The organism is Paenibacillus odorifer, assembly GCF_000758725.1.
GTDB classification, from domain to species: Bacteria; Bacillota; Bacilli; order Paenibacillales; family Paenibacillaceae; genus Paenibacillus_AQ; species Paenibacillus_AQ odorifer.
On the sequence record NZ_CP009428.1, the window covers coordinates 5,824,392 to 5,838,048 of the forward strand.

At 42.6% G+C, this 13,657-nt stretch carries 10 protein-coding genes and 1 riboswitch; all 10 genes read right to left on the reverse strand.

The window, feature by feature from the left end:
• Positions 1-92 precede the first annotated feature (92 nt).
• Positions 93-279: riboswitch (cyclic di-AMP (ydaO/yuaA leader) on the reverse strand.
• A gap of 320 nt (positions 280-599) precedes the next feature.
• Entirely contained in the window at positions 600-773 is a 174-nt protein-coding gene (locus tag PODO_RS31580) for a hypothetical protein (RefSeq protein ID WP_169744809.1), read from the reverse strand.
• An 84-nt stretch (positions 774-857) separates the two neighbouring features.
• Positions 858-1,652, reverse strand: a complete 795-nt coding sequence (locus tag PODO_RS25370) for a Nif3-like dinuclear metal center hexameric protein (RefSeq protein WP_425311701.1) — start codon at positions 1,650-1,652, stop codon at positions 858-860.
• Between the two features lie 24 nt (positions 1,653-1,676).
• Positions 1,677-3,731 carry an alpha-glucuronidase family glycosyl hydrolase gene (locus PODO_RS25375; RefSeq protein WP_038573233.1) on the reverse strand — a complete coding sequence of 685 codons (2,055 nt, stop codon included), beginning with the start codon at positions 3,729-3,731 and terminating at the stop codon, positions 1,677-1,679.
• An 82-nt stretch (positions 3,732-3,813) separates the two neighbouring features.
• A complete protein-coding gene (locus tag PODO_RS25380; RefSeq protein ID WP_038573234.1) occupies positions 3,814-4,833 on the reverse strand; it encodes an endo-1,4-beta-xylanase in 1,020 nt (339 codons plus the stop codon).
• A gap of 44 nt (positions 4,834-4,877) precedes the next feature.
• A complete protein-coding gene (locus tag PODO_RS25385) occupies positions 4,878-6,410 on the reverse strand; it encodes a glycoside hydrolase family 43 protein (protein ID WP_080742623.1) in 1,533 nt (510 codons plus the stop codon).
• 47 nt (positions 6,411-6,457) lie between these two features.
• Complete coding sequence (locus tag PODO_RS25390; protein WP_036685620.1) at positions 6,458-7,360, reverse strand: carbohydrate ABC transporter permease; 903 nt, start codon at positions 7,358-7,360, stop codon at positions 6,458-6,460.
• A 59-nt stretch (positions 7,361-7,419) separates the two neighbouring features.
• Positions 7,420-8,388 (reverse strand): ABC transporter permease, encoded by a 969-nt coding sequence (locus PODO_RS25395; RefSeq protein ID WP_036685395.1) that lies wholly within the window; start codon positions 8,386-8,388, stop codon positions 7,420-7,422.
• 84 nt (positions 8,389-8,472) lie between these two features.
• Entirely contained in the window at positions 8,473-10,179 is a 1,707-nt protein-coding gene (locus tag PODO_RS25400) for a type 2 periplasmic-binding domain-containing protein (RefSeq protein WP_036685398.1), read from the reverse strand.
• 115 nt (positions 10,180-10,294) lie between these two features.
• On the reverse strand, positions 10,295-11,830 hold the full coding sequence (locus tag PODO_RS25405) for a response regulator transcription factor (protein WP_038573235.1): 1,536 nt from the start codon (positions 11,828-11,830) through the stop codon (positions 10,295-10,297).
• Positions 11,831-11,847: 17 nt separating this feature from the next.
• Positions 11,848-13,650, reverse strand: coding sequence for a sensor histidine kinase (locus tag PODO_RS25410; RefSeq protein WP_036685623.1), 1,803 nt, complete (start codon positions 13,648-13,650; stop codon positions 11,848-11,850).
• Positions 13,651-13,657: the final 7 nt, after the last annotated feature.

Consider the following 13,657-nt stretch of genomic DNA (forward strand, 5'->3'; position numbering starts at 1 on the left):
TTCATAATAAATTCTACGACTATATCTGCTTAAAAACGCAGCAAAAAACCACAGAGGGATTCTCTGTGGCTATTCATCACTAAACACGCCATTCATCCTCTCTCCATACGCTTACGAGGTTAGCTGTCGGATTCGGGCAGTGAGAGTTGCCCTACCTGCAGGGATGCATGTTATGCACCCGGAACAGGATTCACCCCATAACCAGTGCCGACTCTCACATCGGCTGCCAGTTGTTGGTTCCCCCGCTTTCCAGAAACGGAAATTAAGCGGATTGCTTATGTAATTGTAAATTTAAGATAATTGTCAGTTCTGAGATGAATCATACTCTTGTAAGGTTTGCTTGTAAAGGAGGGCTCTGGTCAAAATAATGTTGAAAGCAATGCTTTTCATTTCATATTGAGCATACTCTTCATTTTCTCTTTCTTTTGCTCTTGTTTACTCGTTTTATTTAAGAAAATGGCTCTGAACCAAGCCAAACGGAGGTTAAAACACCAGTACTTTCTATATAAAGGCCATCCTTTTCACTGGAGATATGAAAAAAGCTAAGCAGAATCAGAGATATTCCCCTGTCCACTTAGCTTCCTCTTACAATACTATGGCTACAAAAGATCGGCGTTTTTCAATGCATGCTCCCAGCTTGGAAAAAAGAACAGCGCACTTCTCATAAGCTCAGGATCGCTCTGCTTTACTTGTTTTTTACTGATCGAGCTTCCGTCGCTTTGCAGCTTTTTGATCCGACTTAATACTTCATCAGCCTCCAAAGGAATTTCCATTGAAACACTCCTTTCTCAGTGACCTGTTTCCCTTCATTTTCTCCATAATATGTTTATTTATTCCGTACTCTTTATTTCCCCAGATTAAACCATCTGATAGATGGGTTGTTCAGCAATGAACCGGCTAGGAAGCATGGGATATTTGTCTGCTAAGATTTCAGCTAAATATTTCATTCCCGGCGCTTCACTCTCCGCATGACCTAACATGATGAGCGCTTTAGATCTGCCTTGGTGCCCTGCATCCCGCACATATTCCGGAGTCTCCCACTCTGGTCCCTCTCCAGCAATAATTAAATCAAGATTGTGATCATTAAAATGCGGAATAGCCATCGTCCCGCCTCCTCTGTAACCTACTAATATCCCTACGCGTTTGCAGGACAGAGACAGGTCACCAGCAGCGCGTACATAAGAGATCCCTAGCTTACTTTTAATATACTGAGCAGCTTCCAGTACAGTCATAGCAGGAATAGTGAGAATCGTAGCAGCTGCTTGCTGCTCTTCCACGTATGCGGACCAATCTAGTTCTCCCAGCAAACCCACCATAATTCCATCCGGCTTTTGCCGATGCCAATAATCATGATAACGAAAAATAGCAATTTGGGAATGTTCGATCAGACTTTTTTTCGCATGATAAACCGGATCACCTTCTAACCACTCGCTCGCCGCATGATGGCTATAAAATACACCTTCATGCGTGATCAGCAAATTGGCTCCTAACGCTATTGCTTGCTCCACAACATTTTGTGTGGCAGAGAAGGCCGTAATAATCCCTGTGACTTCAGTTTCCGGTTCCCCTGGGTTCAGAATATCGACAGTGCCTTCTACCTGTTCCACAGTTCCCATTAAATCTTCCATAATCGCTCTAATCGTGAGGCTCACTATCATCATCCCTCGATTCGAAATCTAATAAATCTTTCTGCCTTTAAGATCCTCAATTCCGCTCTTGCGGTAAAAATACGTATTGATCCGATCTCTCCATTCCTGCGCATGCTCTGCTTGCTCTTCAAGACGTTGCTTCACTTGCATATACAATCCACTATCCACGCTGCCTTCAAGTGATTCCCATGTCGCTAGAAGCTGTGCAGCCTGCTCTGCCCCCTCGAAATGAGTATCGTAAATATGTTGTATAACCGTTTGCCCCGATTGCAGAACATGCGTGTATGGAACATGATGAAAGAACAGCAACAGCTCTTCTGGACAAGACGCTAGATTCTCATAGTTTGATGCATTAAGACCCATATACTGTCCACTATAACCCGTTCCCGATTTGACTGAACGATCCACACCAATGCCTTTATGATCCGCATAATGGTACGTTCCCCACTTGGCGTATTCATACCCATCCACATTCGGCCCATAATGATGATCCGGATTAACCATCCAACCCACACCTAATGGAGCTGTGTAAGATTCGTAAATCCTCCATGAGTCCATCAACATCCCGCGAATAGCAGCCACTAGACCTTCATCAGTGCCAAAGGTAAGCCGAATCCATTCCTCAGCTATTTCTTTTGCCGTCAGCTCCGGATTCCAAATTAATCTTCCATATCCATACAGATTAGCTTGAGCTAACCCATGCCCCGTCCAGTTCATGTCATCTCCAACATTAGTTACAGCAGCCACACCATTATACTTATTTCCCCACACCGATCCGTCCACAATATGTTTCACAAGCGTAGTTTGCCCTTTGGCATAAGTATTGAAATCAAGGACTTCTTTCCACTGTGGAACAAGATAACAGAGATGCCGCTGCTGCCCCGTATATTCTTGAGCAATCTGAAACTCCATCAGATGATTGGTATGTTCCAGTGCGCCAAACAGCGGAGATACCGGTTCTCTAACTTGAAAATCCATCGGTCCATTCTTGATTTGCAGCACTACATTATCATTAAACCGGCCATCCAATGGTTTGAAATGATCATATGCCGCTCTGGCCCGATCTGTCTTACGGTCACGCCAATCCTGCTTGCAGTTATATACGAAACAACGCCAAATCACGATTCCGCCAAACGGCTCCAGTGCTTCTCCCAGCATGTTGGCGCCATCTGCATGGTCACGTCCGTAAGTGAATGGTCCTGGTCGATTTTCTGAATCCGCTTTGACCACAAACCCGCCAAAATCAGGTATCGCCCGATAAACCTCACTAGCCTTATCTTTCCACCATTTCCGCACCGCTGGGTCCAGAGGATCAGCTGTGTCCAATGCTCCGATCTGTATCGGGCTGGCGAAGTTAGCACTGAGGAATAGCTTAATCCCGTATACGCGGAATATTCCTGCAATCAACGCGATATCAGGCAAATATTGCTCCGTTATAAATAGAGATTCAAGCTCATGAACATTCACATTGTTAATCGAAATCGCGTTGATCCCCACAGAGGACATTAATCTGGCATAATCACGTAGCCGCTTTGTATCGTTAAGAAATTGATTGGACTCGTAAAAAAAGGAGCGTCCAGCATAGCCACGTTCAATACTGCCATCAAAATTATCCCAGTGATTAATCATTCGCAGGCCGTTCACCGGATTCATAGATAAATCTAGAGCGTCTATCTCGCTTTCTGTTCCTATCAGCCGTAAAAGATGGAATACACCATACAAAATTCCAACAGACGTTAAAGCACCGATAGCGATACATCGCTCAGTAGCGTTTGTACGTATAAGGAAACCTTCAGGACCTAGTGAATCGGTTCGCTCTCCTCCGAATACTCTACCAATTAACGGATTCCCCCCTTGGAAGGTTCCTATAACGATACACGGTCCTTCTGGTTGCGCTGTGAGCAGTGGCGCTTTGCCCAGCATAGAGGTCATCCCCTGTATGAATTCCGCGGCTGCTGCCTGAATCGTCTCGTTGTCCTCCGTTACAACCAACTCACCACACCAATTTAAATATTGATTGTATAGAGATCCAGATTTCAGCTTGCCATAGTTGAGCCAAGCCTCATAAGCGGTATTTGTCATGTATATTCCTCCCGTATAAATAACCCGCCCTGGATTAAAAAGGACGGGTTCAAAATTCGCAAGCTTGAGCAGATTACCCGCTCTATAATTTGGTGACAGCGTTAAGCAATTGATGATAAGCCGGCTTAGGATTATGCTGCTCATCGAATAGAAATGGCCAATTTTTCCGTCCCCGAACAGGGAAGCCGTCCAGCCATGTATAGTCATCCGCTGCTCCCCAGAAAGTGACTGAGCTAATCACGTCGCGGTATTCTTTCAACAGAGCAAACATCGCTTCATACCGCTCTGCCTGCAGCTCGAGCAGTTCGGCAGGTGCAACCTTTAAATCCATTCGTTTGTCATCGAAACGGAACATGGACACATCCAGCTCTGTCAATTGGAGCTGAAGCCCTAAAGATGCATACTTCTCAATAGCAGCACGTATTTCATCTAAGTCCGGATCGTATAGATTCCAGTGCGCTTGCAATCCGACGCCATGGATCGGTACTTCCTGTTCCAGCAGCGACTTCACCATTTTATAGATTTTGTCGCGCTTAAGGGGATTAGACTCGTTATAGTCGTTGTAGAATAACAAAGCCTTTGGATCGGCTTCATGAGCGAATTCAAACGCTTTGCCGATAAACTCCGGTCCGACAATATCCAGCCACTTTGACTGGCGAAGAAGTTCTTCTCCTTCATCTGCAATAACTTCATTTACAACATCCCAAGCATAGATATCTTCCTTGTAACGCCCAACCACGGTCTGAATATGTGATTTGAGCCGTGCAAGCAATGTCTCTTTGCTTACACGCCCGCCCATCTTATCCTCAAACAACCAGTCCGTAGTCTGGTTATGCCAGACTAAAGTATGCCCACGCATAGCCATATGATGTTTTCGGGCGAAGGCAACCAACTGATCTGCTAGTTTAAAGTTATAAATGTCTTCAAGCGGATGCAGACTTTCAAACTTCATCTCATTCTCAGCGGTAATGCTATTGAAATGATAGGCGAGCAAATGCTCCTGTGATTGTATCGTCAACGGGTTAACGGCTGCGCCAATTTTGAAATCCTCAGCAAATATTGTTTTTAGAACAGGTTCTGTGTAATCACTAGCTTGTCTCAACAAGTTCCCTCCTGACAAACGCATTTATATCAGTATTCTAATAATTAAGACTGATAATCGAACCAATCGAAGTAGGCAGGCACCTCAGCTACCTTGCCATGACCTGTCGCATATAAGCCGATAAGAACACCCGTAAATCCATTTCCTTTTACGGCTTGGGGGGATAATGGATAAGCTGCCGCTGTTGATAGCGTATTCCACTCCTGCCCATCCAAAGAATACAGGAAGCTGTATTCGTTAAGCTCAGCCTTAGCTTTCAAATAAATTCGCTCGGCAGTAGTTGGAATCTCTGCCGCTGTATGGGTTATTCCATCCATGGTCACATGAGCTGTAATCACTCTTTGGCCGTTTTTTTGAACAAGTCCAATTTCATAATGAGCGTTCTCATCTAATCTGGCGCAAAGTCCAGCCTCCACATCAGCAATAGATGAAGGCATTTCAAGCAGTGTGCTCCATTCTGCTGAAGTATGCTGCTGTCTTCTGCCTACAAAAGCCACTTGGCCTACTTCACTGAGACCTTTCGGTTGTCCTCGAAGAGATAACCATCCCTGCCGTTCGTTTAAGGACCAGCTTCCCTCAGCCGGATTCCGCAGAAAGGCTAATCCCAGCGGCAATACATGTTCATCAAAATCATATCTTCCACTAGTCTCAGGTTTTGGTGATTGACCAGGTACACGTGAAACCTTCATTTCCAGTCCGACAGTGTCTTCATTATTATCGATCATCGGCCATCCGTCTTCAGTCCAGCTTACGGGAGCAAGGAAAGTCTCTCTTCCAAGCACAGTAAATTTTGCATCTACTAGTCTTACTCCAAGGAATACGGCCCACCAATCCCCGTTACGATCCTCAATCAAATCGGCATGCCCTAAATACTGAATGGGATTATCAGTACCGCTGTGCGTCAATATCGGATGCGGCAATCGTTCAAATGGTCCATAAGGAGAGGAGCTGCGGCCAATGATCTCCCGATGTTCCTTTGCCGTTCCTCCTGAAGCCGTCATGATATAGTACATTCCATTTATTTTGTACAAATGGGGGCCTTCCGTCCAAGGTCCACCATCCCCAGTCCAGATGACAACAGGTTCTGTTAACGCTGCTCCCGTAGCAATATCTATCTCATATTGGATGGCATGGGAGTCATAATCTGCCCCCTGCTGGGTGGTTACATAAACCTTTCCATCCTCATCAAACATTAGAGAAGGGTCAATTCCTCCATAAGGAATACTAATCGGATCTGACCACGGACCCGCAGGATCCGTAGCCGTAACATAGAAATTCCCTTTCCCGTGTATTTCGGTCGTTATCATGTAAAACGTTCCTTCATGATACCGGATCGTTGGGGCAAATATCCCTCCAGAGCTCTTGCTTTTACGTGTATCCAGCTGACTTACACGATTGAGCACATGACCTATTTGGGTCCAGTGAATCAAATCCTGACTATGAAAAATAGGTACGCCAGGGAAATACTCAAAGGAGCTGCAAACTAAATAGTAGTCATCCCCTGCCCGGATGATACTTGGATCAGGATAGAAGCCTGGAAGTATCGGATTCGTGTATGTGATTGAAGATGGGGTCATAATTTAACAGACAACCTTCCTATTACTTAATAGTGATTGCAAGCTCCTTATTCCTTCACGCTTCCTACGTTCATTCCAACTACAAAATACTTTTGCATGAATGGATAGACTAGCAAAATTGGAACCGAAGCAACAATAGTAACGGCTGCACGAATGGACTTTGGAGTAACCATTGACCCCGCTGACTCTGCAGTTACCCCTGCCCCGTTAGCTACACTTGCGTTACTGTTCGCATTCATACTAGATGATATTAGTTTCATTAATTCATATTGCAATGTACTCAAGTGTTGGCGGGAAGAAGTGTAGATAAAAGCATCAAACCATGCGTTCCATGCACCTACCGCGACAAAAAGGGCGATGGTAGCAAGAACAGGTTTACACAAAGGGAAGACTACTTTCATGAAAATCTTGAATTCACCTGCACCGTCGATTCTCGCGGATTCCATAAGACTTTCATGCAAGCCGCCAATGTAAGTACGGATGACGATCATATTAAATGCACTTATCATAGTCGGTATTACATATACCCAAAACGTATTAATCAAATGAAGATCCTTAATTAGGAAATAGTTTGGAATCAGACCCGCATTAAAATACATGGTTAGGACGAAAATAAAGGTAATCTGTTTGCGGAAAACATATTCTTTCCGGCTTAAAGTATAAGCAAGCATTGTGGTTAAAAATAGATTCAGGATCGTAGATATCACTGTTCGTGCTACCGAAATCCAAAAAGCAGGAATAATTGTACCAGAGGCAAAAACTGCCTTGTAGTTTTGTATGGTCCACTCTCTAGGCCATAGATAAATGCCGCCGCGGATGGTATCATTCCCCGCATTAAAGGAGACTGCTATAGTATTCAGGAATGGATACAAGGTAACAATAACTAGACAAACCATAAATATAGTATTGAAGGTGCCGAACACTACGGGTTCGAACCCCAAATTTCTCATCCGTTTTCCAGCATTACTTTTTGGAGATTTTTGAGGAATCAATTGAGTTTTTTCCATGATTATAACAGCCTCTCTTCCCCTAGCCGCTTCGAAGTCCAGTTAGCTAATAGCAGCAACGTTACACTTACGACTGTTTTAAATATACCACCCGCAGTAGCTAAGGAATAATTCCCTTGCCCAATCCCGTATTTCAATACAAATATATCAATCGTATCCGACCAGTCTACAGTAAGCCCGTTCCCTAATAAGTACGGAACCTCAAATCCGACATCCAGTACATGTCCTATGGACATTATCATCAGGATTACAATGGTTGGTCTAATTCCCGGCAATGTTACATTGAACATTTTTTTGTACCGGTTAGCCCCATCAATCTCAGCAGCCTCATATAAAGCTGGATCTATAGAAGCAATAGCAGCCAAGTAGATGATAGTACTCCATCCAACCTCTTTCCAGACGGTTGAAGCACCCACAATACCCCAGAAATACTTCCCTTCACTCAACCAAAGAATCGGTGAATCGATAAGATGTAATTTCATGAGTACGATGTTGATAATCCCGTCGTTAACCGAGAGGGAGACACCTACAATCCCTGTTACAATAATCCAAGAGAGGAAGTGAGGTAAGTAGGATATGGTCTGCACGGTTCTTTTCCAAAATACATTTTTGATTTCATTAAGAAGTAAGGCCAATGTTATTGCGGTTATAAATCCTAGAAAGAAATTAATTAATCCCATAGCCAGTGTGTTTCGTAGTACCCTTAAAAAGGTATCGTCCGTAAATAGAAACTTGAAGTGTTTCAAGCCAACCCACGTTTGTTCGCCAAAAGCCTTAGCTGGTTTATAATCCTGAAAAGCCATGGTCCATCCCCAGACGGGAACATAAGCAAATAATATAATATAAAGCAGCAATGGAACCGACATCCAAATTAGCTGTTTCTGATTCTTAATCAAATTCATAGTAATAGGTTGCTTCTTTTTTCTTTTAGGATGCCGGTTAACTTTTTTTCCCGTTAAAATCTCATCCATATATTTTCTCCCCACATCATCCATATATTTCAGAAAGTGGTTGGCTAATAAGCCACCACTTTCTGATTTTTAAGCATGCTCTAACTATTTAACACTCCAAGTATCAAATCTCCATTTAAGCTGTTCATTGATTCTGTCTTCGTAGGCTTTAACATCCGCTTTATTAAGTTCTTTAACAAATTCAGCCCAAACTTTATCGAAATCGGAAGGACTAGCCAAGATTGCTTTTGGCAAGAACTTGGTTTTAACTTCTCCCATCTTCGTATCGGCAATTTTTGCTGGAGAATTTTCAACAAGATCTATGGACCAAGCAGGGTAAGCTACTGGATTCGGTCCAGGCTTACTGAAGAAATCTACATAACTGTTGAATCCATATGCGTCGAGGACTTCCTTGTCAAACGCTTCCAATCCTGCCTTATATTCTTCTGGTTGGGCTGCCGCATCCGTTGAGTTACCGTCTGCAAAGTACCCTTGCATTTTCGGAGCGGTAGCATACCAAGCTTCTGCTTTGTTACTCAGCTTCCAAGTAGCATCAACTGCGTTATCCCGTTGTTCTTGGGTTCTCATAAAGCGGCCGTTTTCCACAATATAATCTTCGCCTTCAATACCCCAAGTGAGAGTTTTTTGCCAATCTTCTTGAATCAATGTGTCCATAAGTTTAAGGATTCTCACTGGATCCTTAGCATTGATAGTAATCCCGAATCCATTATTCAAGTTAAGCGCAGGGCGATCCAGATAATAATCTTTGGTGTTGGTATCATACACAAGAGGCAGACCTACATAAGTTCTCATATCTTTTTCTTGAGTCTTGAGTGAATCTTCTGCTTTACCAAAGTTCCAGTGCTGATCAAACATTCCTAGAACGGCTCCGCTGGACAATTTAGCTAAATATTGGTCATAATCCATTGTAAATGCTTCTTTATCAATAATACCCAATGCATTCATATCATTAAGCTTCTTATAGTACTGCTTAGCATAGTCTTTATCCGCAAAGATTTCTGCCACGTTATCCTTAACCACTACTCCGCCATCATTAGGATGTCCGATCAGATGCTGAGGAGCGTTAAACAATCCCCAGTTTCTCCAGTCTTTGTTATGAATTTCAAACCCAACTGTTGGTTGTCCATCAATGGTTGGATTCTTCTCTTTATACTTAACGATAAGATCGAAATACTCATCCAAAGTTTTAACCACTGGATAGCCAGCATCTTTAAGTACAGCTTTCTGAATCCAGAAAGCTGGGCCAGAGTAATAGGTTGAATTCACATCACCGTTATACGCACCATAGTTTGGAAGTGTATAAATATGTCCATCATTTGGATCCTTCATCATGTTCCAGTAAGCTGCGTAATGCGCTTTCAAATTTGGAGCGTGTTCTTCAATCAAGTCCTCGAGAGGAATAAATGCACCTGCTGCCGTCAGTTGGGTATTAGAACTCATTAGATCTGGATAATCCGAACCGGCAATCATAACGCCAAGCTTCTGTTTAAGATCTCCTGCCAAGAATTCGAAATTGAATGAGGCGCCTGTTTTTTCTTTAATCATTTTATAAATTTTATTATCTGGTGTTGGTTGCTGGCCTGCTTCTCCAAGAAAGATACTAATTTCGAAAGGTTCAATCTTATCAGAATTTGTTCCTGCTGCAGTTGAAGTGGCTGTTTCTGCTGGTTTGTCTTCCCCCTTAGCCGTCGTATTGTTGCTGTTATTTCCTCCGCACCCTGCTAAGGTAAAGCTTAGGGATAACACAGCAATCAGACTAAGTTTCCATTTGGATATTAACCTGCCCCCCATAAAGCACCTCCATATATTTGTTGGTGTAACAATGTTGTAAGCCCTTACAAGTTAAATTATAGAGGTGATAATCTTCTGAAAATACGCCAGAATTAAAGATGTACCCCCAAAAAGTTTAGGTATTAGTGTTTTTAAATTCGTTAGGACTCATATGTAGTTTTTTTTCAAATTGCTTGAGGAACTGACTATAATTGCCATAGCCCACTTTCTCAGCGATTTCACTATTTTTTAACTTATTTTGTTGAAGTAAATGTACTGCCTCTTTTATTCGGAGGTTATGCAGCTGTTCATTGAAGTTAATTCCGTTCTTCTTGATCAATAATTGTCCCAGATATACCGGGTGCAGGAAAAACACCTCTGATAGCCTCTTAATGGTAAGACATTCGCGAAAATGCTCTTCAATATAATTGTTAATCTCCTGAACAATCCCCTGTGATCTTAGGTTTTGTTCCTTAAGAAGGATATCAATACTGGCCTCACCGCAGAATAGCAAATTACGCATTAAGTCCGTCAAGGTGATCATTGAGTCTAACATCGCGGGAATTCTAATTTGATTAGATAAGGAGGACTCATGGACTTCACTGGCTTCCGAGGTAAACTCAATAATCTTATACATCATATGAATAACAATTTTCTTCACAACCTCTGGAGCGATGCGCTGCTCACGGAAACTGCGGGCTGCCGAGTTCACAGCTTGGCTAAAATCTGCGGAGTCCAGCGTATTAATAGGTCTTATCAAGTCATCCATCAGTTGAATTTGATCATAATGATAACTGAAGGGACTATCCTTAATCTCTTGATAACTCAGGACCTCTGCATTTTCAGGATAATAAAAATAATACATTAATGCTTCTTTCGCCGTTCGGTAACTGTTCCCGATCTGAAGCAAGGAGCCTACGCCAGCGCCAGCTGCAATATACAAAGCTTGTTTAGGGTGTTCATTCAGCAAGGGAGTTGCGATCTGATCGATCACAGCTCCCTCAGTGGACAATGAATTGTATCCGTATACGATTCCAAAACAATGACTCTCCAGATCCATCAGAAACATCGAATCTTTATCGGTTAGGAGGGCTGAGGCTTGCTCTCTGATCTCTGTATATAAAACCGGCTCTGTCTGTATCAGACAAATATTCCAATGGCTTTTCCCTTCCGATAATCGGTTAAGTACCTCCTGATTCGACTGCTCAGCTTTCTCATGCAGTATTCCTTTCAGGAGAGAAACAGCCTCCTCCGCGGAGGCTATTTGATTTAAACTGCGCTTCTGAGCTTCCTGCTCCAGCTCCTGATAAATCTCCAGTAATTCTTCTGCCGCTTCTTCTGGAAACACTGGCTTCATCAGATAATGATTAATTCCATAGTGTATAGCTGTCTTGGCATATTCAAACTCACTATAACCACTTAGTATGGCAAACTTAATCTCCTTAATCTCAGCTCGTTGCCAAGCTGCGACCATCTCCAGCCCATTCATTAGCGGCATATTAACATCCGTAATTACAAGATCTGGTTCGAGCTGTTTCATTAACTCCAGCCCCTCTTTGCCATTGCTGGAGGTTCCACATACCTCAAAGCCAAGCTCCTGCCAATCAATCCATAGCTGCATCGCTTCAAGCGCACTAGGCTCATCATCGATCAACAATACTTTGTATTTCATAGGGGGTCCCTCACTTTCTAGCTATTCTTCCGTTCCAGGAGTTTTAATGGAATATCAAAAGTGACAATGGTCCCTTCATCCGGAACGCTGCTGATATCAAAACGGACCTGATCTTCATAATACAATTCTAATCGGCGGTACACGTTGCGGATTCCGATATTCGTTCCCGAAGACGCTTCATTTTGCACATTACCTAATAATTCTTGCAGCTTCTCTGGCTCTATCCCTTTACCGTTATCAGAGACGGTAACTTTTAAGCGTCCCTCCTCCACTAACGTCTTCACTTTTATCACACCAAGTCCCTCTATGGCCTGTAGACCATGTTTGCAGGAATTCTCAACGAGCGGCTGCATGCTTAGCTTGGGAATCTTATATTGAAGCGACTGCTCATCGATCTCAAATTGATAATCAAATTTATCCCGGAACCGGAATTTTTCAATTTTTAAATACATCTCGATGAAAGTCATTTCTTCTTCCAGAGTGACGAGATCTTCTTTCCAGCTCAGCAGCCGTCTAAGTAATTTGGATAAACTCTTAATAATATCTGTAACATCCGAATAATTATTTTTAGTACAGACCACCAAAATGGCATTTAACGTATTAAACAGAAAATGCGGATTCATCTGGCTTTGCAGAAAATTCAGTTCAGCTCTTACTCTTTCCATCTCCAGATTATTTTTTTGAATCTCCAGTTTATATACATCATTGATCAAGGAATTAATGGTAGTGGTCATCCTGTTAAAATTACGGATCAGTCCCCCGATCTCATCCTGGCCTTCATCGATTCGAATCAGCTCAAATTTCTCATTGGATACTTTCTGCATATGTCTGGATAACCGTTTCACCCGATAATTATAGGATCTTAACATCACATATAAAAAAGCGGTTGTGATTAGCGTGACAATGGACGCCAGAATCCCTGCATAAATCCGAATCTCCATTATCGCTTGGGTAATACGCTCACCTTGTGTAATTCCTATTATCCGCCAGCCCTTTATATAACTAGCTCCGCCGACGGGTACAATATGAACGTCCTCCTTGCGCTCATCATCCTGCAGCTTGAACACGGGATAAGGTTCCGCGGTGCCTCTTTGATAGCCGCTTTGTGCAGACATAATAATCTCGTCCTGCTCGTTAACTAAATAAAGACTCAAGTAATCTTTTTCTCTGATAATCACGTCATATATTTTACTGAGATCCAAATCAATTCTAAGCAGCTTTTCAAACTTATTGTATGAGCTGTAAGCGTCCATTCGCTCAATAACACTCAAATAAGGCGCTGTAGAAATCACACTAGAGGTATCACTCATATGATAAGCGGCAAGAAACAGATGTTTATCCGCAGCCTTCGACTGCTTATACCATTCACTATTCATTACCTTTTCATTGATGACCTGATAGTTGCTGCCGGAAACAATGGAATCATTGTTCGTAAATACAGTAATCCGTTCAATCTGATTATTCACCGGCATATAGCTGTTCATGCGGTCTCTCAGCTGTTCATCAAAAGTGTCATAAAATTCAATAGAGTTCCCATACGTCCGCTCAAGCAATTCATACAGGTTCTTATCAGCAGAAAGCGTATAGCTGACAGCTACCCCACCTTCAATGAAATCATGAATATCCTTTCGGGCTCTTTCTAAGGATATCTCCAGGTTCTGCTGCTCTCTGGATTTGATCAGATCGGAAATCCGATCCAAAAAAACAAGGTTAATAATAATGATAGGGAGAAGAACACCTATGATATAAATAAGGGAAAATTTATAATTCAAGGGAATATCATTCACTACTTTTCTAAATCTGAATTTTTTTCTCTCCATATGAAAC